Genomic DNA, 24,564 nt, shown 5'->3' on the forward strand with positions numbered 1-24,564 from the left:
CGCCCCGTCAACCACGCTGGCCGAACGCAGGCTTGAATCCGTGGGCAACCCGGCAGGACGCCGGGTTAGCCGCGCTGGGCCATGGATGGCCCATCGCGGCGGCCCACGGATTCAAGCCTTCGTTCGGGCACACCGAAGCGTGAGCGAGGTGCCGAGTGGTGGGGCGAGGACTTTTTGCTTACTTTTTGCTGGGCCGGCATTCCGGTCCTTCAAAAAGTGAGCCGCTGTAAGAGCGGAACCCCAAGTGGCCGTTACCAAAGGAATGGATATGTACTCCGACTAGACATCCCAGCCAACCGGCACGCCGCCTTCGCGAGCAAGCCCGCTCCCACAATTGGAATGTGCTAGGTCAGCAAGATAATGGGCAGCTCGGAGGTCGCTATCGCAGGCAAGCCAGCTCCCACAGTGGGGCACCAGTGTGTCAGTGCTGCCAACCACCGCCCAGGCTCTGGATCAGCGCCACACTGCCCTGGCTCAACTGCCCCTGCGTATCGCGCAAATTCTGCTCCGCTTGCAGCAACACCAGTTGTTGGGTCAACACCGTCTCCCGACTGACAGTGCCCGCACGCAACTGCGCTTGCTGACTGCCGAACAACTGCTGATTGCGCTGGTACACCTGCTGGAAGGCATCCGCCTGAGTTTGCAGATGATTGATCGCCGACAAATTGTCCTCGACATTCTGCAAGGCACTCAACACCGTGCCCCGGTAATTCGCTGCAATCTGGTCATAACTCGCCTCAGCCTGCTTGACCGCCGCCTCCCGCGCGCCGCCATCAAAAATCGTCTCCGCCAACGCCGGGCCCAACGTCCAGATGCGATTGGGCAGGGAGAACAACCCACCCAAGGCACTGCCGCGATACCCCAGCTGAGCAGTCAGGTCCAGCGTGGGAAAGAACGCCGCCTCAGCCACGCCGATTTTGGCATTCGCCGCCGCCGCCGAGCGCTCGGCCGCAACCACATCAGGCCGGCGTTGCAACAAAGTCGAGGCCAAGGTCAACGGTGGCCGTGGCACCACGAATGCAAAATCAGTCCGTGGCGCAATGCTGAACTCACTCGGCGCCACGCCCACCAGCACCGCCAAGGCATGCTCGTACTGCTCGCGATCACGCAGCGAGGTCTGCAAGCCGGCTATCGAGGTGGTCAATTGATCCTGAGCCACCAGCAACTGGTCATTAGTGGCCACGCCCTGCGTGAACTGCGCCTGGATCATGTCGAGCAATTGCTGATTGATGGTCTGCTGCTGTTGCAACAGGCGCACATCGATATCCATCTGCCGCAACGCCAGGTAATTGCTCGCCACGCTGGAACTGATCGACAACCGCACACCGGCCAGCAGCGCATCCGATTGCTGGGCTGTGGCCTGGCTCGATTCGATGCCCCGGCGCACTTCCCCCCACAAATCCGGCTCCCAGCTTGCGGTCAATGTGGCGCTGACACTGTTCTTCACCCCGGTCGATGCGGTGGTGGTGCTGGACGTGCTGCCGTCACCGCCCTCGCCGCGCGACCCGGACAAGCCCACGCCCACCGTCGGCCACAGCCCGGCGCGGCTCGATGCCACCTGCGCCTGGGCCAACCGATACGCCGCCTCAGCCGCAATGATCGACTGGTTGGCCTTGGCCGAACGCGCCACCAAGTCATTGAGCACCGGGTCCTGATAGGCCAGCCACCACTGGCTGTCCAACGCCCCTTGGGGGTTGGAGACCGCGCGCTGCCACTGCGCGCCCTCCTTGAACGACTGCGGCAGTTCCATCGCCGGCTTCTGGTAGTCCGGCCCGACCATGCAGCCCCCCAGCACCAGGCTGGCCAACAGCACGCTATATCTGAGTTTCATGACCTTGCTTCCTTGTGCCGCCCCAGGCGCTGAGACGCCCGGTCGAGCCAGAGGTAAATCACCGGAGTGGTGTAGAGCGTCAGCACCTGGCTGAACAACAGCCCACCAATAATCGAAATCCCCAACGGCCGGCGCAGTTCCGAGCCATAACCTGAGCCGAGCACCAGCGGCAGCGCGCCGAGAATCGCCGCCAGCGTTGTCATCATGATCGGCCGGAAGCGGATCAGGCAGGCGCGCCGGATCGCTTCCTTGGCCGTGAGGCCGAACTCCCGCCGTTCGGTGATCGCGAAGTCGATCATCATGATTGCGTTCTTCTTCACGATGCCGATCAACAGGATCACGCCCACCAGCGCGATGATCGACAGCTCGGTGCCGGTCAGCAGCAAGGCGATCAACGCGCCGACGCCCGCCGAGGGCAAGGTGGAAAGGATAGTCAGCGGGTGCATCAGGTTTTCATACAGAATGCCCAACACGATGTACACCGAGAGCAATGCGGCGACGATCAGCAGCGGCTCGCTGGCCACCGACGACTGGAACACCTGGGCCGTGCCGGCAAACTGGCCGGTGACGCTGGCCGGCATGCGCAACTGTTTCACCGCGTCCTCCACCAGCGCGGTGGCCTGGCCGATCGAGGTGCCGGGGGCGAGGTTGAACGAGACGGTCACGGCCGGAAAAGTGCCTTGGTGGCTGATCGAAATCGCCGTGCGCGAGATGCTGTTATCGGCCAGCGCAGACAGCGGCACCAACGTCGTGGGCGCGGTCAGGTTCGGCGCGGCGGTGGTGCCTTTGGCCGCCACTGCGGTGTTGCCGGCCGGCACGTAAATCCCCTTGAGCGCTTGAGGGTCGGTCCAGTACTGCGGGGCGATTTCCATCACCACGTGGTACTGGTTGGCGGCGCGGTAAAGGGTCGAGACCTGACGCTGGCCGAACGCGTCGTACAGCGTCTGGTCCACCGCCGACATGCCCACGCCGAGCCGCGCGGCGGTGTCGCGGTTGATGCTCACATTGGCCAATAGACTGTTGTCTTGCTGGTCAGTGTTCAAGTCGGTGAGTTGCGGCAACGTGTGCAGCACTTCCACCACCTTGGGCACCCATTCATCCAGGGATTGCTGGTCGTCGGCAGTCAGCGTGTATTGGTACTGCGCGCCGCTTTGTCGGCCGCCCACGGTGATGTCCTGGGCGGCCTGCAAAAACAGCTTGGTGCCAGGCAGATCGCCGAGGCTGCGGCGGATCTGGCCGATCACATCGACGGCACTGTCCTTGCGCTGATCAATCGGCTTGAGCAGCACAAACAGCTGCGCACTGTTGACCGCCCCGCCGCCACCGCCACCGCCGCCGACAAACCCGGCAGCAGTTTCCACATTGGGGTTTTGCATGACCTTATGGTTGATCTGGGTGAAGTCCTTTTGCATCGCCCCGTAGGAAATACTCTGCGCCGCGATGATGCTGCCCTGCAGGCGGCCGGTGTCTTCCTGGGGAAAGAAGCCCTTGGGCACCAGCACGTACAGCACGCCCGCGAGCACGATCACCAGCACCGTCACCACGCCCATCAGGATCGAGTGCTCGATCACCCAGCCCAGCGTGCGGTCGTAGAAGCGGTGAAAGCGTGAATCCGGGTGCTCGTTGCCTTCGCGGATTTCCTTGGGCGCGCGCAGCAGCACGCTGGCGAGCATCGGCGTCACCGTCAGCGAAATCACCATCGAGATGACGATGGCCACCGACAGCGACACGGAGAACTCGCGAAACAGCCGCCCGACAATCCCGCCCATCAGCAGCAACGGAATAAACACCGCCACCAGCGACACGCTGATGGTCAGCACCGTAAAACCGACTTCCTGCGCCCCGGCCAGCGCGGCCTCCACCCGCGTCTTGCCGCGCTCCAGGTGACGCATGATGTTTTCCACCACCACGATCGCATCGTCGACCACAAAGCCGGTGGAAATGGTCAGCGCCATCAACGACAGGTTATTCAGGCTGTAGCCGAGGAAGTACATCGCGCCAAAGGTGCCAAGCAACGACAACGGCACCACCACGGCCGGCACCAGAGTGCTGCGCCAGTCGCGGAAGAAGCCGAAGGTCACCAGCGTCACCAGCAGGATCGAGGCCAGCAAAGTCACTTCCACGTCATGCAACGACGCGCGAATAGTGGTGGTGCGGTCCATCAACAGGTTGAGCTTGATCGACGCCGGGATCGAGCTTTGCAAAAACGGCAGCGACGCTTTCACCGCGTCCACCGTGTCGATCACATTGGCGCCCGGCTGCTTGAACACCACCAGCAACACTGCCGGCTTGCCGTTGGACAGGCCGAAGTTGCGCAGGTCCTGCACGTCTTCGCGCACGTAGCCGAGGTCGGCAATGTGGATCAGGTCGCCGTTACTGGCCTTGACCACCAGCGGCCCGTAATCATTGCTGTCGAGCAACTGGTCGTTGGCGCCGATGCCATACGAGCGATCGCCCACCGCCACATTGCCCTTGGGCAAGTTGGCGTTGGACGCTCCGATGACCTGACGCACCTGCTCCAGGCTGACGCCGTACCTGTTCAGCCGGTCCGGGTTCAGCTCGATGCGCACCGCCGGCAATGCACCGCCGCCCACCGTCACGTCGCCGACGCCAGTGGTCTGCAACAGGCGCTGTTCGAGCACCGTCGAGGCCGCGTCGTACATCTGCCCCGGCGTGGCGCTGTCGGAGGTCAGGCTGATGATCAGGATCGGCGAGTCGGCCGGGTTGACCTTGCGGTAGGTCGGGTTGCCGGACAAGTCGCTGGGCAAGTTGCTGCGCGCGGCGTTGATCGCCGCCTGCACATCCCGCGCCGCGCCGTCGATGTCACGGCTCAGGTCGAACTGCATAGTGATGCGCGTGGAGCCGAGGCTGCTGGCGGAGGTCATTTGCGTGACCCCGGCGATCTGCCCGAACTGGCGCTCCAGCGGCGTCGCCACAGAACTTGCGACAGTGGTCGGGTCGGCGCCGGGCAACGAGGCGCTGACGCTGATGGTCGGGAAGTCCACTTCCGGCAGCGGCGCCACCGGCAACAGGTTGAACGCCAACACGCCAAACAAGGCCAGCCCGGCCGCCAGCAGCGTGGTGGCAATCGGGCGATGAATAAACGGCGCGCTGAGGTTCATCGCATCATTCCACCGCCGCCGAGCGACGGCTGAAGCGTTCGCCCAGGCCGTGCATGGCGAGGAAGATCACCGGCGTGGAAAACAGCGTGAGCAACTGGCTGAGCAGCAACCCGCCGATAATCGCAATGCCCAGCGGGTGGCGCAGCTCCGAGCCAATGCCGGTGCCCAGCGCCAACGGCACTGCACCGAACAGCGAGGCCATGCTGGTCATCAGAATCGGCCGAAAGCGCAGCTCCGCCGCCTGGCGAATCGCTTGCACCGGGCTCAAGCCGCCTTCACGTAAAAGCTCCAGGGCGAAGTCGACCATCATGATGCCGTTTTTCATGACGATGCCGATCAGTAACACAATGCCGATCAAGCCGATGATGTCGAACTGCGTGCCCGTCACCAGCAGCGCCAGCAAGGCGCCGAGGGCCGCCGAGAGCAGCGTCGACAGGATCGTCACCGGGTGCACGAAGCTCTCGTACAAAATCCCCAGCATCAGGTACACCACCACAATCGCCGCCAGCACCAGGAACACCTGGTTGGACAGCGACGCCTGGAACGTCGCCGCCGCGCCTTCGAGGTTGGCCTGCACCGACAGCGGCAGGCCGACCTTGGCTTCAATGTCCTGCAAGCGCGTCACCGCCGCGCCCAGCGTCTGCCCGGGGGCCAGGTTGAACGACACGTCCGCATAGGGAAACTGCCCCAGGCGGTTGATGGTGACCGGCGAGCGCACCACTTCCAGGGTCGCCATGCTCGACAGCGGCGCCACGCCGCCGCCGGGAATGTCCACGTACAAACCGGTGAGCAAATCCGGCAAATTGCGCGGCGGGTGGTCGGTGGCGATCACCACGTGGTACTGGTTGAGCTGGGTGTAAATGGTCGAGACCTGGCGCTGGCCGAACGCGTCGTACAGCACATCGTCGATGGCCTGCGGGGTAATCCCCAGGCGCGAGGCGGTGGCGCGGTCGAAGGTCAGCTTGATCTGGTTGCCGAACTGCATGGCCTGGCTTTGCACGTCGGTGAACATCGGGTCTTGCTTGATCGCGGCGAGCAACTTGGTGGTCCACTGCTCCAGCTCATCCGGGTCGGTGGCTTGCAGGCCCAGGCGGTAACTGGTGGTGGACACCGTGGCGTCCAGGGTCAGGTCCTGCACCGAGTGCAGGTAGAGGCGGATGCCGGCGTCGTCGGCGTTGGCATCGGCCAAACGGCGGATCACTTCGGTGGCGCTGTCTCGCTCGCCACGCGCCTTAAGGTTGATCAGCAAATTGCCCTGGTTGATGGTCGGGTTGGTCTGGTCGATACCAACGAACGACGACAGGCTTTGCACCGCCGGGTCCTTGAGGATACGTGCGGCCAGGCGTTGCTGTTCAACCTGCATCTGCTGGAACGAGATGGTCGGCGAGGCCTGGGAAATGCCCTGGATCAGGCCGGTGTCCTGATCGGGAAAAAAGCCCTTGGGCATGATCACCAAGGTGAACAAGGTCAGCGCGGCGGTGAGCACCACCGAGATCAGCGTCAAGGTGCGGTGCGCCAACACCCAATCCAGGCCGCGTACATAGTGGTTGTTGATGCGGTCGAAGAAGTCCGGGCGGCGCTCTTCATGCTTGGACTTGAGCATGCGCGCGCACATCATGGGCGTCAGCGTCAGTGAAATCACCGCCGAAATCACGATGGTCACCGCCACGGTCATGGCGAATTCGCGGAACAACCGCCCGACCACATCGCCCATGAACAGCAGCGGGATCATCACCGCAATCAGCGCGATGGACAGCGAGATAATGGTAAAACCGATCTGCTCCGCGCCCTTGAGCGCCGCTTGCAACGGCGTGTCGCCGGCCTCCAGGTAGCGCGTGATGTTTTCGATCATGACGATGGCGTCATCGACCACAAAACCGATGGCGATGGTCAATGCCATCAACGTCAGGTTGTTCAGCGAAAAGCCCAGCGCGTAGGCCACCGCCAGGGTGCCGATCAGCGTCAGCGGGATGGTCACGGCCGGAATGATCGTGGCCGGGATATTGCGCAGGAAGATGAAGATCACGATCACCACCAGCAAAATCGCCAGCCCCAGCTCGTACTGCACATCGGTGACCGAAGCGCGGATGGTCTGGGTGCGGTCGGTGAGCACCGCGACCTTCAAGGTGCCCGGCAGGCTGGCGCGCAGCTTGGGCAGCAGCTGCTGCACACGGTCGACCACTTCGATCACGTTGGCGCCGGGCTGGCGCTGGATATTCAGCACGATGGATGGCGTGTCATTGGTCCACGCCGCCTGGCGAGGGTTTTCCGCGCCCTGGGTGGAACTGGCGATCTGCGACAGGCGAATCGGCGCGCCATTTTTGTAGGCAATCACCAGGTCGCGGTATTCCTCGGCCGACTGCAGTTGGTCGTTGGCGCCAATGGAATAGGCCTGGAACTTGCCATCGATATTGCCCTTGGCCTGGTTGACGTTGGCCGTACCGAGCGAGGTGCGCAGGTCATCCAGGGACAGGCCGAGGCTGTTCAGCGCCGAGGTGTTGGCCTCGACCCGCACCGCCGGGCGCTGGCCGCCACTGATGGTGACCAGGCCGACGCCGGTGATCTGCGAGATTTTCTGTGCCAGGCGCGTGTCGGCCAGGTCTTCGACCTTGGTCAGCGGCAACACGTCGGAGGTCAACGACAGGGTCAGCACCGGCGCATCCGCCGGGTTGACCTTGCTGTACACCGGCGGGTACGGCAGGTTGGCCGGCAGGAAAGTGCCCGCCGCGTTGATCGCCGCCTGCACTTCCTGTTCGGCCACGTCCAGCGACAGCGACAAATCGAATTGCAGGGTCACCACCGAAGCGCCGTCCGAGCTGGTCGAGTTCATCGACTTGAGCCCCGGCATTTCGCCGAGCTGGCGCTCCAGCGGCGCGGTAATCGACGAGCTGACCACGTCCGGGCTGGCACCGGGGTATTGGGTGAACACCTGGATGGTCGGGTAATCCACCTCCGGCAGCGCCGACACCGACAGCAAGTGGTAACCCAACAGGCCGAGCAGCAACACCGCGACCATCATCAGCGTGGTGGCCACCGGGCGTTCGATAAAGGGCCGCGAAATATTCATGCTCGGCGGCTCCTCACTGGGCGACGACCTTCACCGCCGAGCCGTCATCGAGCTTGTCGGCGCCTTCGGTGATCACCTGCTCACCGGCCTTGACGCCATTGTCGAGCACCGCCGAGACATCGCCGGTGGACGGGCCGGTCTTGATCGTGCGCAGGCTGGCCTTGTTGCCGTTGACCACAAACACGAAGTCGCCCTTGCTGCCGTGCTGGATCGCACGGGTCGGGACCACGGCGATCTGGCTCAAGGTGTCGGCCTTGAGCCGGGCGTTGACGAACTGATTGGGAAACAGCGCATTGCCCGAGTCATCGAACTGCGCCTTGACCTTGATCGTGCCGGTGCTGGTGTCCACCTGGTTATCCAGCGCCAGCAGGCTGCCGGTGGCGAGCAACGATTGCTTGTTGCGGTCGTAGGCCAGCACCGTGACGCTGCCGCGCGCCAGAGCCTGGTTGATGGCGCCCAGGTCATCTTCGGGCACGGCGAACACCACGGTGGCCGGGTTCATCTGGGTGATGACCACGATGCCGGTGGTGCTGGCGGTGGTCACGTAGTTGCCGGGATCGACCAGGCGCAGACCGACCACGCCATCCACCGGCGAGGTGATGGTGCAGTAGCTCAATTGCACGTCGAGGTTTTGTACGTTGCCTTGGTCGGCGGCCACAGTGCCTTGTTGTTGCTGCACCAGCGAGGCCTGGGTATCGAGGGTTTGCTGGCTGGTGGAGCCGGCTTTGACCAGGTCGCGGTAACGGGCCAGGTCGCGCTGGGCATTGCTCAACACCGCCTGGTCATGCGCCAGGGTGCCCTTGGCCACGGCCAGCTGCGCCTTGAGCGCGCGGTCGTCGATGCGGGCGATGACCTGGCCTTTGCTGACGTGCTGGCCTTCCTTGAATTCCACGCTGCTGAGGATGCCATCGACCTGGGTCACCACCGTGACACTGCGGGTGGGTGTGACGGTGCCGAGGGCGTCGATGTACACCGGCACATCCTGCAAGGCCACCGGCACTGCTGCTACCGGTTCGCCGGGGGACACGGGCTTGCCTTTATGAGCGCCGCCAAACAAATGCATGCCCAGGCCAATCAACAACGCCACCACCAATAACGCGCCAACCACCCAAGCGAACGTACGTCGTCTGCTTTTCTCCACGGTTTCTCACTCGAACGCCGACTACAGGACTGAACGCCGGCCCAGATGGCCGCGTCCTTGCTCTGAACTCTAGCAGCGCGGCCAGCCTGTGCCTGTACTACCGTGAATACGTTCAGCATCAAGACAGACAAAGTCAGCTGCAACGCCCGGCGTACAAGGGCTGCGCCGGCATTCTTGAGCGCTGCGTCAAGCCGGTGCTACCATGCTCGACCGCCTGTCCTGGCAAGGAAAATCCTGGTTTATGAGCACCATTCGCGAGCGCAATAAAGAAATGATCCTGCGGGCGGCCAGCGAGGAGTTTGCCGACAAGGGCTTCGCCGCGACCAAAACCAGCGACATCGCCGCCAAGGCCGGGCTGCCCAAGCCCAACGTCTATTACTACTTCAAGTCCAAGGACAACCTCTACCGCGAGGTGCTCGAAAGCATTATCGAGCCGATCCTGGCCGCGTCCACGCCGTTCAATCCAGACGGCGAGCCCGCGGTGGTGCTGAGCAATTACATCCGCTCCAAGATCCGCATCTCCCGCGACCTGCCGTTCGCCTCCAAGGTATTCGCCAGCGAAATCATGCACGGCGCACCGCACCTGAGCAGCCAGCAGGTCGAGCAACTGAACGCCCAGGCCAAGCACAACATCGACTGCATCCAGAGCTGGGTGGATCGCGGCCTGATCGCCGCCATTGACCCCCATCACCTGATGTTCAGCATCTGGGCGGCGACGCAGACCTATGCCGACTTTGATTGGCAGATATCGGCCGTGACCGGCAAGGCCAAGCTGGATGAGGCCGATTATGAAGCGGCGGCGCAGACAATTATTCGGTTGGTGCTTAAGGGGTGTGAGCCGGACTGAGAGACCGCGGTATGGCCATCGCAGGCAAGCCAGCTCCCACCTTTGGAACTGTGCCAGACACACGCTGTATGAACACCGCAAAGCCAATGTGGGAGCGGGCTTGCCCGCGATAGCACCCTCCCCTACACATCCTGCCAAAAGCCTGTCAATCAACCCCTGCTTTCCACACCTAGCCTCTCAGAACACCATCTGAAAAGAGGCCATGGAATGCCTGATCTCCCCGCATCAAAACGACTGCGCATCGGTCGTTACAGCGAATCCAACCGAATTTACCTACTCACCACCAACACCCTTGATCGCGCGCCCATTTTCAAGGACTTCAAACTTGGCCGACTGGTTGTCCAACAATTCAGAATCGCCCAGAACCAAGGCTTGGCAACGTCGTTGGCATGGGTAGTCATGCCTGACCATTTCCACTGGCTTATCTCACTAGAGAAAGGTTCCCTTTGCGACTTGATGCGCCAGGTGAAATCCAAAAGCACTCGAGTCGTAAATGCAGTTGCCGGGCGTCAGGGACGTCTTTGGCAACCTGGATTTCACGATCATGCCGTGCGGCGCGAAGAAAGCCTGGAAGGTATAGCCCGCTACATTGTGGCCACCCCCCTGCGAGCAGGCCTGGTGAAGAAGTTTGGCGATTATCCGCTTTGGGATGCGATCTGGATTTGACTGAAGACCGAGTCGCCGCCATCGCGGGCAAGCCCGCTCCCACATTTGGAATGCATACTCATGTGGGAGCGGGCTTGCCCGCGATGGCAATCTATCTGCCACCTCAAATCAAGCAGACACCCCCGCATCCGCCAACAACCCCACGCCCTCAATCGCCGTAATCGCGCACTGCTCATCAATATCCGACGTATCCCCACTGATCCCGATCGCCCCCAGCACCGCCCCCGCCTGATCCCGAATCAACACGCCGCCCGGCGCCGGCACCACGCTGCCCTGCCCGAGGCTGTTCAACGCCGCGATAAATGCCGGGCGCTGCTGCGCATCCAACGCCAGCAAACGCGAGCCCTTGCCCAGTGCAATCGCGCCCCAGGCCTTGCCGATGGCGATTTGCGGGCGCAGCAGGCTGGCGCCGTCTTCGCGTTGCAGGGTGACCAAGTGGCCGCCGCTGTCGAGCACCGCAATGGTCAGCGGCGCGGCGCAAATGGTGCGGCCTGCGGTGAGGGCCTGGCTGGCCAGTTGGGTGGCGAGTTTCAAGGTTAAAGCGCTCATAGGTGCCGTCCTTCTTTTGTTATTGGGAAAAGGTTGAAATCTGTTTCATGAGAAGCTCGATCAAACAAATAGAACACAATGAAATTATTTTTTGTATACAATATTTGCGCACAAAGGCTCCATACGTCGAAAAAAGCGATCCAGACCCGCGTAAAGGCCAGTTTATAAAATGCATTGACCTGCCCCGCTCGCCGTGAATACACTTCGACCAGAAACCACTTGTATACAATTACAAAACGCAAGAGGCACCAAAACCATGAGCAAAATGAGAGCAATCGAAGCCGCCGTCCTAGTGATGCGCCGTGAAGGCGTAGACACCGCCTTCGGCATTCCAGGCGCCGCCATCAACCCGCTGTATTCGGCCTTGCAGAAGGTCGGTGGCATCGATCACGTCCTTGCTCGCCACGTTGAAGGCGCCTCGCACATGGCCGAGGGTTACACCCGCACCAAGGCCGGCAATATCGGTGTGTGCATCGGTACCTCGGGCCCGGCGGGCACCGACATGGTCACCGGCCTGTACAGCGCCTCGGCCGACTCGATCCCGATTCTGTGCATCACCGGCCAAGCCCCGCGTGCACGCATGCACAAAGAGGACTTCCAGGCCGTCGACATCACCAGCATCGTCAAGCCGGTGACCAAGTGGGCAACCACCGTCCTGGAACCCGGCCAAGTGCCTTACGCGTTCCAGAAAGCCTTCTATGAAATGCGCTCCGGCCGCCCAGGCCCGGTGCTGATCGACCTGCCATTCGACGTGCAGATGGCCGAGATCGAATTCGACATCGACGCCTACCAGCCGCTGCCCCTGGCCAAGCCCTTGGCCACGCGCATCCAGGTCGAAAAAGCCTTGGCGCTGCTGGACCAGGCCGAACGCCCATTGCTGGTCAGCGGTGGCGGCGTGATCAACGCCGACGCCAGCGAATTGCTGGTGGAGTTCGCCGAATTGACCGGTATTCCAGTAATCCCAACCTTGATGGGCTGGGGCACGATCCCGGACGATCACCCGCAGATGGTCGGCATGGTCGGCCTGCAAACCTCGCACCGTTATGGCAACGCGACAATGCTCAAATCGGACGTGGTGCTGGGCATCGGCAACCGCTGGGCCAACCGCCACACCGGTTCGGTGGAGGTGTACACCGAGGGGCGCAAATTCATCCACGTCGACATCGAGCCGACGCAGATTGGCCGCGTGTTCACCCCGGACCTGGGCATCGTTTCCGATGCCGGCTCCGCCTTGACGATGTTCATTGAAGTGGCCCGCGAGTGGAAAGCCGCCGGCAAACTCAAGGACCGCAGCGCCTGGCTGCACGACTGCCAGGAGCGCAAGGCCACCCTGCACCGCAAGACCCACTTCGACAACGTGCCGGTCAAGCCGCAACGCGTGTACGAAGAGATGAACCAGGTGTTCGGCAAAGACACCTGCTACGTCAGCACCATCGGCCTGTCGCAGATTGCCGGCGCGCAGTTCCTGCACGTCTACAAGCCTCGTCACTGGATCAACTGCGGCCAGGCCGGTCCCTTGGGCTGGACCATTCCGGCCGCGCTGGGTGTGGTCAAGGCTGACCCGAGCCGCAAAGTGGTAGCACTGTCGGGCGACTATGACTTCCAGTTCATGATCGAAGAACTGGCCGTGGGCGCGCAGTTCAAGCTGCCGTACATCCACGTGGTGGTGAACAACTCCTACCTGGGGTTGATTCGCCAGGCCCAGCGCGGGTTTGAAATGGACTACTGCGTGCAGTTGTCCTTCGACAACCTCAATGCCCCGGAACTCAATGGTTATGGCGTCGATCACGTGGCCGTCGCCGAAGGCCTGGGGTGCAAGGCGCTGCGTGTGTTCGAACCGGGCCAGATCGCCCCGGCGCTGCGCAAGGCCAAGGAAATGATCGAAGAATTCAAGGTTCCGGTGATTGTTGAGATTATTCTGGAGCGCGTGACCAATATTTCCATGGGCACCGAGATCAACGCCGTCAACGAATTCGAAGATCTGGCCCTGGTCGGCAACGATGCACCGACTGCCATTTCCCTGCTCGATTAAGGAGAACCCTATGCCGCGTTTTGCCGCCAACCTGTCCATGCTGTTTACCGAGCAGGACTTTCTCGCCCGCTTCAAAGCAGCTGCCGATGCCGGCTTCCAGGGGGTCGAGTACCTGTTCCCGTACGAGTTCAGCTCCGCCGAGATCAAGGCGCAACTGGACGCCAACGGCCTGACCCAAGTGCTGTTCAACTTGCCGGCCGGGGACTGGGCCAAGGGCGAGCGCGGCGTGGCGTGCCACCCGGACCGGGTCGAGGAATTCCGCGCCGGGGTCAAGCTGGCCATCGCCTACGCCCAGGTGCTGGGCAATACCCAGATCAACTGCCTGGCCGGCATCCGGCCACAAGGCGTTGACGACCAAACCGTGGAAAAAACCTTTGTCGCCAACCTCAAGTACGCCGCCGACAAGCTGCAAGCCGCGGGCATCAAGCTGGTCATGGAGATGATCAACACCCGTGACATCCCGGGCTTCTACCTCAACAACACCGCGCAGGCCCTGTCGATTCGCGAGCAGGTGGGCAGCGCCAACCTGTTCCTGCAATACGACATCTATCACATGCAAATCATGGAAGGTGACCTCGCCCGGACCATGGCCGCGCACCTGGGTGAGATCAACCACATCCAGCTGGCGGACAACCCGGGGCGCAACGAGCCGGGAACCGGGGAGATCAACTATCGCTTCCTGTTCGAGCATCTGGATCGCATTGGTTATGCGGGTTGGGTTGGCTGTGAGTACAAGCCGTTGACCACGACCGAGGCGGGATTGGGTTGGCTCAAAACCCACAACGCCATCTAACAGACACACCACAGAACAAGGTGGGAGCTGGCTTGCCTGCGATGGCGGTGTATCAGCCAACTATTTATCAACTGACAGGCCGCTATCGCCGGCAAGCCAGCTCCCACAGTAGATCTTCGGTGTTTGGCAGGCCCGAGACAGGCCTGCCCATCTAATAAAAAGAGGATTTTGATCATGGCTAAAATCGGATTTATCGGTACCGGCATCATGGGCGAACCCATGGCTGCGAACCTGCAGAAAGCAGGTCACCAACTGTTCCTCTCCGAACACCACGGCAAGGCCCCGCAGGCCCTGATCGACGCCGGCGCCGTGGCCCTGGCCAACCCCCAGCAAGTGGCGCAGGAAGCCGAATTCATCATCGTCATGGTGCCCGACACCCCGCAGGTCGATGACGTGCTGTTCCGCAAGGATGGCGTCGCGGCCGGCCTGTCGCCGAACAAGGTAGTGATCGACATGAGTTCGATCTCCCCCACCGCCACCAAGGCGTTCGCGGCGAAGATCAACGAAACCGGCGCGCAGTACCTCGACGCGCCGGTGTCCGGTGGCGAAGTCGGCGCCAAGGCCGGCACCTTGAGCATCATGGTCGGTGGCGAGCCGCAGACCTTCGAACGCGCTTTGCCACTGTTCCAGAGCATGGGCAAGAACATCACCCTGGTCGGCGGCAACGGCGATGGCCAGACCGCCAAGGTCGCCAACCAGATCATCGTCGCGCTGAATATTCAGGCGGTGGCCGAAGCGCTGTTGTTCGCCTCGAAAAACGGCGCCGACCCGGCCAAAGTGCGGGAAGCGCTGATGGGCGGCTTTGCTTCCTCGAAGATTCTCGAAGTGCATGGCGAGCGCATGATCAAGGGCACCTTCGATCCGGGCTTTCGCATCAACCTGCACCAGAAGGACTTGAACCTGGCACTGGCCGGTGCCAAGGAGCTGGGCATCAACCTGCCGAACACCGCCGGTACGCAGCAGGTGTTCAGTACCTGCACAGCGATTGGCGGCGGCAATTGGGACCACTCGGCGCTGATCAAGGGCCTGGAGCATATGGCGAATTTTTCGATTCGCGATAAGTAAGTCAATTTGAAATGCAGACCAGTGTGGGAGCTGGCTTGCCTGCGATAGCGGTGTGTCAGGCAACTGATCTGTCACTGAAGGAACGCTATCGCAGGCAAGCCAGCTCCCACAGTTGAGCGCTTTGCAATCCAACATCGCTGCATCCCTAACAACAAGAATCCCCCCGGGAGCCCGCTTATGTCGGTCGATCCGCAACACCTGCTTCGCGAGCTGTTTGCCACAGCCATCGACGCCGCCCACCCCAGGCAAGTGCTTGAACCTTATCTGCCCGCCGACCGCAGCGGCCGTGTGATCGTGATCGGCGCTGGTAAAGCCGCGGCGGCCATGGCACTCGTGGTCGAGGAGTGCTGGCAAGGCGACGTCTCGGGCCTGGTGGTCACCCGCTACGGCCACGGCGCGCCGTGCAAAAAAATCGAAGTGGTCGAAGCCGCACACCCGGTGCCCGATGCCGCCGGCCTGGCGGTGGCCAAGCGCGTACTGGCACTGATCGGCAACCTCACCGAAGACGACCGCGTGATCTTCCTGCTCTCCGGTGGCGGTTCTGCCTTGCTGGCCTTGCCCGCCGAAGGCATCACCCTGGCCGACAAGCAGACCATCAACAAAGCCCTGCTCAAATCCGGCGCGACCATTGGCGAGATGAATTGCGTGCGCAAGCACCTCTCGGCGATCAAGGGCGGGCGCCTGGCCAAGGCCGCTTGGCCGGCGACGGTCTACACCTACGCGATCTCCGACGTGCCGGGCGATCAGGCCACCGTCATCGCGTCCGGCCCCACCGTCGGCGACCCAAGCACCTCGCAGCAAGCCCTGGCAATCCTCAAGCGTTACAGCATCGACGCGCCCGCCTCGGTGCGCAGCTGGTTGCAAAACCCAGCGTCGGAAACCGTCAAACCCGGCGACCCGGTGCTCGCACGCAGCCACTTCCAACTGATCGCCCGCCCGCAGCAATCACTGGAAGCCGTGGCGGTGAAAGTGCGCCAGGCCGGTTTCAGCCCGTTGATCCTCGGCGACCTCGAGGGCGAAGCGCGGGACGTGGCCAAGGTACACGCCGGCATTGCCCGGCAGATCGTGCAGCACGGCCAGCCGCTGGCGGCACCGTGCGTGATCCTCTCCGGCGGTGAAACCACCGTCACCGTGCGCGGCGATGGCCGTGGTGGGCGCAATGCCGAGTTCCTGCTCAGCCTCACCGACAGCCTCAAGGGCCTGCCCGGCGTGTACGCCCTGGCCGGCGACACCGACGGCATCGACGGTTCGGAAGACAACGCCGGCGCGATCATGACCCCTACCAGCTACGCCCGCGCCGAAGCCCTGGGCCTGTCGGCCAGCGACGAGCTGGACAACAACAATGGCTACGGCTATTTCGCCGCCCTCGACGGTTTGATCATCACTGAGCCGACCCGCACCAATGTCAATGACTTGCGCGCCATCCTGATTCTTGAGACTGCCAAACATGACGCCTGACAAGAAGGTCAAAATCCTCGCCACCCTCGGCCCGGCCACCGACGGCATCGATGACATCCGCGAGCTGGTGGAGGCCGGGGTGAATATCTTTCGCCTCAACTTCAGCCATGGCGACCACGCCGATCATGCCCGACGCTACCAGTGGATCCGCCAGGTGGAGCGCCAGCTCAATTACCCACTGGGCATCCTGATGGACCTGCAAGGGCCGAAGCTGCGCGTCGGCACGTTTGCCGAGGGCAAGGTGCAGTTGGTGCGAGGCCAGGCGTTGCGCCTGGACCTGGACCCAACGCCGGGCGATCAGTGCCGGGTCAACCTGCCCCACCCGGAAATCATCGCGGCGCTGGAGCCGGGCATGGACCTGCTGCTCGATGACGGCAAATTGCGCCTGCGCGTGATCACCAAGCATGCCGATGCCATCGACACCACCGTACTCAATGGCGGCGAACTGTCGGACCGCAAAGGCGTGAATGTGCCACAAGCCTTGCTGGAACTCAGCCCACTGACCGCCAAGGACCGCCGCGACCTGAGTTTCGGCCTGGAGCTGGGCGTGGACTGGGTGGCGCTGTCATTCGTGCAGCGCCCGGAAGACATCCGCGAGGCCCGCGAGTTGATCGGCGACAAGGCGTTTTTGATGGCCAAGATCGAAAAGCCGTCCGCCGTCCAACGCTTGCAGGAAATCGCTGAGCTGAGTGACGCAATCATGGTGGCCAGAGGCGACCTGGGTGTGGAAGTGCCCGCCGAGAGCGTGCCGCAGATCCAGAAAAACATCATCAGCACCTGCCGCCAGCTGGGCAAACCGGTGGTGGTGGCCACGCAGATGCTCGAATCCATGCGCTTTTCGCCGGCGCCGACCCGCGCCGAAGTGACGGATGTGGCCAACGCGGTGGCCGAAGGCGCAGACGCGGTGATGCTGTCGGCGGAAACCGCTTCGGGTGAATACCCGCTGGAGGCCGTGCAGATGATGAGCAAGATCATCCGCCAGGTGGAAAACGGCCCGGACTACCAGACGCAGCTGGACGTCAGCCGGCCCAAGGCGGACGCCACGGTGTCGGATGCGATCAGCTGCGCGATCCGGCGTATCAGCAGCATTCTGCCGGTGGCGGTGCTGGTCAACTACAGCGAGTCCGGCAGCTCCAGCCTGCGCGCGGCGCGGGAGCGGCCGGTGGCGCCAATCCTCAACCTTACGCCGAACCTCTCTACGGCGCGGCGTTTGAGCGTGGCGTGGGGCGTGCATTCGGTGGTCAACGATCGACTGCGCCAGGTGGATGAGGTGTGTTCCACCGCGCTGGAGATTGCTCAGGCGCAAGGCATGGCGCAGCGCGGGGATACCTTGGTGATTACGGCGGGGGTGCCGTTCGGGCAGCCGGGGTCGACCAACTCGTTGCGCATCGAGACGTTGATTTAGCGTCTGTAAGTGCCTCATCGCGGGCAAGCCCGCTCCCACATTTGATTGTTGTGAACCCGATCAAGTGTGGGAGCTGGCTTGCCTGCGATTGGGGACGACTCGGTCTCACTGACTAAACCACCATGCACAACCCAACCTGCCCCGACTGGGCCGAAGCCCTGCTCAATGGCTTCAGCCAGATCTTCCTGCAACGCCAGCCACTGTGTGGCTTGCTGTGCCTGCTGGCCATCCTGATCGGCGCCCCGGCCTTATTCGGCGGCGCATTATTGGGTGGCGTCGCCGGTTTGCTCACGGCCCAGCGCCGGGGTTATCCCAAGGCCGAACGCCAAGCGGGCCTTTACAGCTACAACGGCGTGCTGCTGGGCTTGCTGATCAGCCAGCACTTCGCCTGGTCGGCCTTGTTGCCGCCGCTGATCCTGGCGTGCGGCGGCCTGAGTGCGATGCTCACGCGGCAATGGTTGAAACACGCCCCTGCACCAGATGACTTGCCCGCCTACACCGCGCCCTTTGTCGGCCTCGGCTGGTTGCTGATCGGCGCAGTGCCTGACAGCACATTCACGCTGACCGAACCCGACACCCTGGACGTGCTCACCGCGCCCTTCACCGGGCTCGCACAAATCATGTTGCTGGACCAGCCATTGGCGGGCGCTCTGATTGCGCTTGGCCTGTTGCTGGCCAACCGCCGCGCCGCGCTGTGGGCACTCACGGGCGCCGCTACCGGCGTGTTGATCGCCCTGTGGCTGGACGAACCCGCCAGCGCCCTCCTCGGCCTGCACAGCTATAACCCGGCGCTGGCCGCGCTGGCGTTAAGCCAGTCACGCCGCCCCTGGCAGCCGCTGCTCGGCATCCTTCTGGCGGTCATGCTCACGCCCGGTTTCGCCGCCCTGCACCTGCCCGCATTGACGGCGCCGTTTATCCTCGCCTGCTGGCTGGTACACGCCAGCCAGCGGATGTTCAAAGCCCGCGTGGACAGCCCGTTCGAATCCCCCTAGGCTTGCCCGATATTCGATTCGGGCGGGATTTATGCACAGCAACAACGACTGGCGTCAGCGCCTCTATGTAATGGTGTTCCAAAGCGACACCGTGGCCGGCCGGCGCTTCGACAGCACCCTGTTGCTGATCATCCTCGCCAGCCTTGTGATCGTGATCCTCGACAGTATCCAGACCGTCCACGACAACTACGCCGACGTGCTGGCCTACATCGAGTGGGGCTTTACCGTCATCTTCGCCATCGAATACAGCCTGCGGCTGTATTGCTCGCCCAAGCCGTTGCGTTATGCGTTCAGCTTTTATGGGCTGGTGGATTTACTTGCCATCGTGCCCGGCATCCTCGCGCTGTATTACAGCGACGCGCAGTACCTGCTGATCATCCGCATCATCCGGATGCTGCGGATTTTCCGCGTGCTCAAGCTCAGCCCGTACCTCAAGCAAGCCAACTACTTGATGGCCGCGCTGCGTGGCAGCAAGCAGAAGATCGTGGTGTTTCTGGTCAGCGTGTGCACCCTGGTGACCGTATTCGGCACGCTGATGTACGTGATCGAAGGCCCGGAACACGGGTTTACCAGTATTCCCAAAGGCATCTACTGGGCGATCGTGACGCTGACCACCGTGGGCTTTGGCGACATCGTGCCGAAGACCCCGCTGGGCCAGGTCATTTCGTCGCTGGTGATGATCACCGGTTACTCGATCATCGCCGTGCCCACCGGGATTTTTACCGCCGAGTTGGCCAGTGCCATGCGCGGTGAACAACTGCAGCACGATTGCCCGGTGTGCAAGAAAGACAACCACGAGCCCAACGCAGCGTTTTGCTCGCGCTGTGGCAGCAACCTGTTTCGTAAAGTGGAATAAGCAAAGTTCGTTTTAATCTTTAAACGTCTATACGGGCGCGGCTATAGTCGGTGGCAAAATGCCCCCACTCAATCGACAACCTTCTCGAACAACAAGGAATGAGCAGTGAAAAAACTCGTTAGCGCCTCCTTACTGGCCGCCGGCCTAGCCCTGGCGGGCGCCGTCCAGGCTGCCCCCGTCACACTGCTCAACGTCTCCTATGACGTGATGCGCGACTTCTACAAGGACTATAACGCCGCCTTCCAAAAGCACTGGGAAGCCGAGCACCCGAACGACAAGCTGACCTTGCAGATGTCCTTCGGCGGCTCCAGCAAACAGGCGCGCTCGGTGATCGACGGCCTGCCGGCTGACGTGATCACCATGAACATGGCCACCGACATCAATGCCCTGGCGGACAACGGCAAGCTGGTGCCGGACAACTGGGTCACCCGCCTGCCGAACAACAGCGCGCCGTTCACCTCCGCCACCGTGTTTATCGTGCGCAAGGGCAACCCCAAGGCCCTCAAAGACTGGCCAGACCTGCTCAAAGATGGCGTGCAAGTGATCGTGCCCAACCCGAAAACCTCGGGCAACGGCCGTTACACCTACCTGTCGGCCTGGGGTTATGTGCTCAAGAACGGCGGCGATGAAGACAAGGCGAAGAAGTTCGTTGGCGAACTGTTCAAACACGCGCCAGTGCTGGACACCGGCGGCCGTGCAGCCACCACCACGTTCATGACCAACCAGATTGGCGACGTGCTGGTGACCTTTGAAAACGAGGCAGAAATGATCGCGCGTGAATTTGGCCGTGATCAGTTCGAAGTGATCTACCCAAGCGTCTCTGCCGAGGCGGAACCACCGGTGTCGGTGGTCGACAAAGTCGTCGAAAAGAAAGGCACCCGCGTGGCGGCCGAAGATTACTTGAAGTACCTGTGGTCGCCTGAAGGTCAGGAAATCGCAGCCAACAACTACCTGCGTCCCCGCGACCCGAAGGTGTTGGCCAAGTACACCGACCGCTTCCCGAAAGTCGACTTCCTGTCGGTGGAGAAGACCTTTGGAGACTGGCGAACCGTGCAGAAAACCCACTTCAATGATGGTGGGATTTTTGATCAGATCTACAGCGGTCAGTAAACCGCTTTAACTGAAGAAATGCAGTCAAGTGTGGGAGCTGGCTTGCCTGCGACAGCATCACCTCGCAATGCCTGAAACACCGAGGTGCTTGCATCGCAGGCAAGCCAGCTCCCACATCTGGTTGAGTGTTTGGCGGTTACATCGGCGGTGTCACGCCGTCCTTACCGGCCGAAATCGCCTGAGCGGTAACCGTCCCATCCGCCGCCTGCGATGCAAACATCACCACCTTCACACCGGGCTTCAACAAACTGCGATCCCCTGGCTCCAGGTTGACGATCGGCACATCATCCGGCACTACAATCTTCTGCTCGCCGCCTTTGTACTTCACGGTCAAGGTGCGCCCGTTGCTGACCACCAGGTCGCCAACGGTACCGTTGGTCATGCTGCTGCCTTCTTTCAAGTCGAACGCACGGTGCCCATCGCCCGTGCCGGCCATGGCCGGTGGAAACACGTGAACTTCCAGGGCAGTCAGGGTGCCATCGGCATTCGGCATGGCGGCCGACCCGATGTAGCTGCCGGGCTTGATTTCATCAATTTTGGCCAGGGTAACGGCGCGGACCTGGGTGTCTTTGGTCAGGTGCACGGTGACGTCTTCACCGCTGTTGACCTTGACGTGCATTGCGTCGCCATCGATTGCCGTAATAGCGCCGCGCACACCGACCCGCGGCGCGTCGGCGGCATTGGCCAACCCGATGGCCATGGCGGCGGCCAAGGTTGAAGCCAGGATCATCTTGTTCAGCGAAATTTTCATGAAAGTGGATTTCCTGTTTCGGCAGTTGTGACTGAATGTATCATTGCCGTTCGACTCAACAGTTAACGATTCAGTCATTAATTTGCGGCATGAGTGTTATCACCCATAGCGCCCTACTCCGGCCGTGCGGTTGTCTTTACTCTCGCACGCCATCTTCCTTCGCTTTAACGAGAACACCATGAACGCTACCCCACACGCTTCAAGCACCATGACCCGAGGCATGGTGATGCTGTTTGCGTTCTGTTGCGGCGCCATTGTTGCCAACATCTACTACGCCCAACCGATCATCGAACTGATTGCACCCGACATTGGCCTGACTCCGGCGATGGCCAGCCTGATCGTGTCGCTGACACAAATCGGCTACGCCTTGGGCCTGTTCTTCCTGGTGCCGCTGGGTGACTTGCTGGAAAACCGCAAGCTGATGATCGCCACCACCGTGTTGGCCATCGCCAGCCTACTGGGTGCCGCCTTCACCGAGCAGCCGAATTTGTTCCTGCTTGTGTCGTTGTTGATCGGATTCAGTTCCGTCTCGGTGCAGATCCTGATCCCGCTGGCGGCGCACCTGGCGCCCGCCGAATCCCGTGGCCGCGTGGTTGGCAGCATCATGGGCGGCCTGTTGCTTGGCATTCTGCTGGCACGGCCGGTGTCCAGCGTGGTGGCCGACCACTTCGGCTGGCGCGCGATGTTCATGGCCGCCGCGGCCTTGATGGCCTTTATCAGCGTGGTCTTGCTGATGACCATTCCCAAGCGCCAGCCCGACCACAGCGCCAGCTACGGCCAACTGCTGCGCTCACTCGGTACGCTGCTGCGCAAGCAACCGGTATTGCGCCAGCGGGCGTTCTACCAAGGCTGCATGTTTGCCACCTTCAGCCTGTTCTGGACCGCCGCGCCGCTTGAGCTGGCACGCAATCATGGCCTGAGCCAAAGCGAGATCGCGCTGTTCGCCCTGGTCGGTGCACTGGGCGCGATCGCCGCCCCAATCGCCGGCCGCCTGGCCGACGCCGGCCACACGCACCGCGCTTCACTGCTGGCGATGCTGTTTGCCGCCTTGAGCTTTTTGCCCGCCTTCGTGCATCCGCTGTACAGCGTGATCGGCCTGGCCGTCACCGGTGTGGTGCTGGACTTCTGCGTGCAAATGAACATGGTCCTCGGCCAACGCGCCATCTACGCCCTCGACGCCAACAGCCGCAGCCGCTTGAATGCGCTGTACATGACCAGCATCTTCATCGGCGGCGCCTTCGGCTCGGCGATTGCCAGCAGTGTGTATGAACACGGCGGCTGGCTGGGCGTGATGCTGGTGGGCAGTGCGTTCCCACTGGTGGCGTTGTTGCGGTTCCTGAGTGCTTCGCGCACGGTGGCCGTTGCCACGGCCTGATCGCGACTAGGAGCGCACCAACTTCTCCAAGGCCGCATCCGCCAGAAATGACGAGCGGCTTTTGACCTTGTGCTCGCGCACATAGCGGTCGATTCGCTGGATGACATAACCGGGCAAGGTCACATTGACCTTCTCGGTCTTGCCCAGATAGGGCGAGATGTCCAACTCCAACATCCCCCAGCCCATCCCGGCGTAGTCTTCGTTCGCGTGGTGGTTAGCCACCGAGGTGGGCATCGGAATCGGCCCGCCTTCGGCGGCGATCTCTTGCAGCATGATGTGCGCGACTTCCACGGCGGCGTTGTACGCCTCTTCGAAGCTGTCCCCGGCGGTGACCGCGCCTGGAATATCGGGGATCTGAATACCGGTGGCGGTAAAGTCATCGCCCCATTCGATACACATTGGATATTGCATGAGTGCTCTCCTTAAAACTGAAACAGCCCGGCGCGTTTCCTGATGCTTCTGACGGTGCCCAGGGGCAAGTCTTTCTTGGGGTGCGGCACCGGGATCGTGTACGGGTTATAGCGGTGAGTGAAAATGTGATGACTGCCCGTAACCCGATCCAGCACCCAACCCGCCTCTTGCAGCTCCTTGATCAATAACCTGCTTTGCACCTCAGCCTCCTTGGCTTGGCTTGATAAAAGTAACCCTAGAGTTATATTTACTCAAGCACAGATTGCTTCAACAGGAGTGACGGCTGTATGTCTAAATATTGGAAATAAACGGTGTTTATTCCAGCAGGGCATAATTCATATGCACCTTACCCTGCTTCTTCGCCCGCTCTGCCGCGCCCATTATCCCTCCAGCCAACTCGGCTCATCTCCTGAGGGAATATCACCATGACACTTCAAGCCACACTTGATGCCTTCCGTGCTGACTTCAAAGCCGGCAAGCCTCCCTACAACGCGCCAGCGCATATCCATCCGATCATGGAACGCGCCACAGCCGAGCTGATCGCGTCCGGCGCCGCACAGCGTGCGTTGAAGGTGGGTGACAAGGCGCCGTTGTTCAGTCTCAAGGATGCCAACGGTGCGTTGGTGTCCTCAGCCGATCTGTTGGCCAACGGCCCCTTGGTGCTGACGTTCTACCGCGGCGTGTGGTGCCCGTATTGCAATATGGAGCTGCAAGCGCTGCAAACCTTTTTGCCGACGTTGAAAGGCCACGGCGCGAGCCTGCTGGCCCTGTCGCCACAGACTGCCGCCAACAGCCGTAAATCCGAACGCATCACCGAGTTGGGTTTCCCGATCCTCAGCGATACCCACAACGACGTTGCCGATGCATTCGGTCTGCGCTTTCAGCTGCCGGACTACCTGATCGAACTCTACAAGGCCCTGGGCAACAACTTGCCGCTGATCAATGACGACCCAGCCTGGACCCTGCCGATGCCAGCGCGCTACGTGATCGGCCAGGACAGCGTGATTCGTTACGCCGAGGTCAACCCGGATTACACTCAACGCCCAGAACCGTCGGCGATGCTCGACGCCCTCACCCAATAACCCAAGGACAC

Annotated in this window: 20 protein-coding genes; 12 read left to right on the forward strand and 8 right to left on the reverse strand. The window is 61.9% G+C overall.

What is annotated here, in order from left to right:
• Positions 1-421: 421 nt before the first annotated feature.
• Genes ACM530_RS00905 through ACM530_RS00920 form a run of 4 tightly spaced genes read right to left on the reverse strand, consistent with a single transcriptional unit; the run spans position 422 to position 9,161 of the window.
• Positions 422-1,831, reverse strand: coding sequence for an efflux transporter outer membrane subunit (locus ACM530_RS00905; protein ID WP_416364072.1), 1,410 nt, complete (start codon positions 1,829-1,831; stop codon positions 422-424).
• Positions 1,828-4,953 carry an efflux RND transporter permease subunit gene (locus ACM530_RS00910; protein ID WP_416364073.1) on the reverse strand — a complete coding sequence of 1,042 codons (3,126 nt, stop codon included), beginning with the start codon at positions 4,951-4,953 and terminating at the stop codon, positions 1,828-1,830. Before ACM530_RS00910 ends, ACM530_RS00905 begins: the two co-directional genes overlap by 4 nt.
• A 4-nt stretch (positions 4,954-4,957) precedes the next feature.
• A complete protein-coding gene (locus tag ACM530_RS00915; protein ID WP_416364074.1) occupies positions 4,958-8,020 on the reverse strand; it encodes an efflux RND transporter permease subunit in 3,063 nt (1,020 codons plus the stop codon).
• A gap of 13 nt (positions 8,021-8,033) precedes the next feature.
• On the reverse strand, positions 8,034-9,161 hold the full coding sequence (locus ACM530_RS00920) for an efflux RND transporter periplasmic adaptor subunit (RefSeq protein ID WP_145165013.1): 1,128 nt from the start codon (positions 9,159-9,161) through the stop codon (positions 8,034-8,036).
• Between the two features lie 241 nt (positions 9,162-9,402).
• Here ACM530_RS00920 and ACM530_RS00925 point away from each other — a divergent pair, with 241 nt between their 5' ends.
• Positions 9,403-10,008 carry a TetR/AcrR family transcriptional regulator gene (locus ACM530_RS00925; protein ID WP_145165015.1) on the forward strand — a complete coding sequence of 202 codons (606 nt, stop codon included), beginning with the start codon at positions 9,403-9,405 and terminating at the stop codon, positions 10,006-10,008.
• Positions 10,009-10,215: 207 nt separating this feature from the next.
• Positions 10,216-10,674 (forward strand): REP-associated tyrosine transposase, encoded by a 459-nt coding sequence (locus ACM530_RS00930; RefSeq protein WP_416364075.1) that lies wholly within the window; start codon positions 10,216-10,218, stop codon positions 10,672-10,674.
• Between the two features lie 108 nt (positions 10,675-10,782).
• Here ACM530_RS00930 and ACM530_RS00935 read toward each other — a convergent pair whose 3' ends face one another.
• Entirely contained in the window at positions 10,783-11,223 is a 441-nt protein-coding gene (locus ACM530_RS00935) for a GlcG/HbpS family heme-binding protein (protein WP_106576758.1), read from the reverse strand.
• A gap of 256 nt (positions 11,224-11,479) precedes the next feature.
• Here ACM530_RS00935 and gcl point away from each other — a divergent pair, with 256 nt between their 5' ends.
• The 8 genes from gcl to ACM530_RS00975 all read left to right on the forward strand — a co-directional run bounded on the left by gcl (position 11,480) and on the right by ACM530_RS00975 (position 20,934).
• Complete coding sequence (gene gcl, locus ACM530_RS00940) at positions 11,480-13,255, forward strand: glyoxylate carboligase (protein ID WP_145165019.1); 1,776 nt, start codon at positions 11,480-11,482, stop codon at positions 13,253-13,255.
• Positions 13,256-13,265: 10 nt separating this feature from the next.
• Entirely contained in the window at positions 13,266-14,048 is a 783-nt protein-coding gene (gene hyi / locus ACM530_RS00945; RefSeq protein ID WP_242193717.1) for a hydroxypyruvate isomerase, read from the forward strand.
• Between the two features lie 174 nt (positions 14,049-14,222).
• Entirely contained in the window at positions 14,223-15,113 is an 891-nt protein-coding gene (locus tag ACM530_RS00950) for a 2-hydroxy-3-oxopropionate reductase (protein WP_145165023.1), read from the forward strand.
• Between the two features lie 177 nt (positions 15,114-15,290).
• On the forward strand, positions 15,291-16,571 hold the full coding sequence (locus tag ACM530_RS00955; RefSeq protein ID WP_369300490.1) for a glycerate kinase type-2 family protein: 1,281 nt from the start codon (positions 15,291-15,293) through the stop codon (positions 16,569-16,571).
• Complete coding sequence (gene pyk, locus ACM530_RS00960; RefSeq protein ID WP_416364076.1) at positions 16,561-17,976, forward strand: pyruvate kinase; 1,416 nt, start codon at positions 16,561-16,563, stop codon at positions 17,974-17,976. Before ACM530_RS00955 ends, pyk begins: the two co-directional genes overlap by 11 nt.
• Before the next feature lie 122 nt (positions 17,977-18,098).
• Positions 18,099-18,968: an urea transporter gene (locus tag ACM530_RS00965; protein WP_416364077.1), complete on the forward strand. Its 870-nt coding sequence runs from the start codon at positions 18,099-18,101 to the stop codon at positions 18,966-18,968.
• A gap of 31 nt (positions 18,969-18,999) precedes the next feature.
• Positions 19,000-19,824: an ion transporter gene (locus ACM530_RS00970; RefSeq protein WP_416364078.1), complete on the forward strand. Its 825-nt coding sequence runs from the start codon at positions 19,000-19,002 to the stop codon at positions 19,822-19,824.
• A gap of 105 nt (positions 19,825-19,929) precedes the next feature.
• On the forward strand, positions 19,930-20,934 hold the full coding sequence (locus ACM530_RS00975; RefSeq protein ID WP_106576766.1) for a sulfate ABC transporter substrate-binding protein: 1,005 nt from the start codon (positions 19,930-19,932) through the stop codon (positions 20,932-20,934).
• A 136-nt stretch (positions 20,935-21,070) separates the two neighbouring features.
• On the opposite strand, the gene ACM530_RS00980 is transcribed toward ACM530_RS00975, so the two are convergent.
• The gene (locus ACM530_RS00980) at positions 21,071-21,685 is read right to left on the reverse strand and encodes a DUF5666 domain-containing protein (protein WP_145165032.1); all 615 of its coding nucleotides are present in this window, start codon (positions 21,683-21,685) and stop codon (positions 21,071-21,073) included.
• Positions 21,686-21,863: 178 nt separating this feature from the next.
• Here ACM530_RS00980 and ACM530_RS00985 point away from each other — a divergent pair, with 178 nt between their 5' ends.
• Positions 21,864-23,060 carry an MFS transporter gene (locus ACM530_RS00985; protein ID WP_242193729.1) on the forward strand — a complete coding sequence of 399 codons (1,197 nt, stop codon included), beginning with the start codon at positions 21,864-21,866 and terminating at the stop codon, positions 23,058-23,060.
• A 6-nt stretch (positions 23,061-23,066) separates the two neighbouring features.
• Here ACM530_RS00985 and ACM530_RS00990 read toward each other — a convergent pair whose 3' ends face one another.
• Both ACM530_RS00990 and ACM530_RS00995 read right to left on the reverse strand, forming a co-directional pair.
• A complete protein-coding gene (locus tag ACM530_RS00990) occupies positions 23,067-23,471 on the reverse strand; it encodes a type II toxin-antitoxin system HicB family antitoxin (protein WP_159955072.1) in 405 nt (134 codons plus the stop codon).
• Between the two features lie 11 nt (positions 23,472-23,482).
• Entirely contained in the window at positions 23,483-23,671 is a 189-nt protein-coding gene (locus tag ACM530_RS00995) for a type II toxin-antitoxin system HicA family toxin (RefSeq protein ID WP_065901605.1), read from the reverse strand.
• 225 nt (positions 23,672-23,896) lie between these two features.
• Here ACM530_RS00995 and ACM530_RS01000 point away from each other — a divergent pair, with 225 nt between their 5' ends.
• Positions 23,897-24,553, forward strand: coding sequence for a peroxiredoxin-like family protein (locus ACM530_RS01000; protein ID WP_145165039.1), 657 nt, complete (start codon positions 23,897-23,899; stop codon positions 24,551-24,553).
• Positions 24,554-24,564 lie beyond the last annotated feature (11 nt).

The organism is Pseudomonas sp. NFX183 (assembly GCF_047943075.1).
In the GTDB taxonomy this organism is placed as follows: domain Bacteria; phylum Pseudomonadota; class Gammaproteobacteria; order Pseudomonadales; family Pseudomonadaceae; genus Aquipseudomonas.

Bases quoted from the DNA above. Each gene is read 5' to 3' on its own strand.
- ACM530_RS00905 (WP_416364072.1), bottom strand. From the start codon at position 1,831: ATGAAACTCAGATATAGCGTGCTGTTGGCCAGCCTGGTGCTGGGGGGC.
- ACM530_RS00910 (WP_416364073.1), bottom strand. From the start codon at position 4,953: ATGAACCTCAGCGCGCCGTTTATTCATCGCCCGATTGCCACCACGCTG.
- ACM530_RS00915 (WP_416364074.1), bottom strand. From the start codon at position 8,020: ATGAATATTTCGCGGCCCTTTATCGAACGCCCGGTGGCCACCACGCTG.
- ACM530_RS00925 (WP_145165015.1), top strand. From the start codon at position 9,403: ATGAGCACCATTCGCGAGCGCAATAAAGAAATGATCCTGCGGGCGGCC.
- ACM530_RS00930 (WP_416364075.1), top strand. From the start codon at position 10,216: ATGCCTGATCTCCCCGCATCAAAACGACTGCGCATCGGTCGTTACAGC.
- ACM530_RS00935 (WP_106576758.1), bottom strand. From the start codon at position 11,223: ATGAGCGCTTTAACCTTGAAACTCGCCACCCAACTGGCCAGCCAGGCC.
- gcl (WP_145165019.1), top strand. From the start codon at position 11,480: ATGAGCAAAATGAGAGCAATCGAAGCCGCCGTCCTAGTGATGCGCCGT.
- hyi (WP_242193717.1), top strand. From the start codon at position 13,266: ATGCCGCGTTTTGCCGCCAACCTGTCCATGCTGTTTACCGAGCAGGAC.
- ACM530_RS00950 (WP_145165023.1), top strand. From the start codon at position 14,223: ATGGCTAAAATCGGATTTATCGGTACCGGCATCATGGGCGAACCCATG.
- ACM530_RS00955 (WP_369300490.1), top strand. From the start codon at position 15,291: ATGTCGGTCGATCCGCAACACCTGCTTCGCGAGCTGTTTGCCACAGCC.
- pyk (WP_416364076.1), top strand. From the start codon at position 16,561: ATGACGCCTGACAAGAAGGTCAAAATCCTCGCCACCCTCGGCCCGGCC.
- ACM530_RS00965 (WP_416364077.1), top strand. From the start codon at position 18,099: ATGCACAACCCAACCTGCCCCGACTGGGCCGAAGCCCTGCTCAATGGC.
- ACM530_RS00970 (WP_416364078.1), top strand. From the start codon at position 19,000: ATGCACAGCAACAACGACTGGCGTCAGCGCCTCTATGTAATGGTGTTC.
- ACM530_RS00980 (WP_145165032.1), bottom strand. From the start codon at position 21,685: ATGAAAATTTCGCTGAACAAGATGATCCTGGCTTCAACCTTGGCCGCC.
- ACM530_RS00985 (WP_242193729.1), top strand. From the start codon at position 21,864: ATGAACGCTACCCCACACGCTTCAAGCACCATGACCCGAGGCATGGTG.
- ACM530_RS00990 (WP_159955072.1), bottom strand. From the start codon at position 23,471: ATGCAATATCCAATGTGTATCGAATGGGGCGATGACTTTACCGCCACC.
- ACM530_RS01000 (WP_145165039.1), top strand. From the start codon at position 23,897: ATGACACTTCAAGCCACACTTGATGCCTTCCGTGCTGACTTCAAAGCC.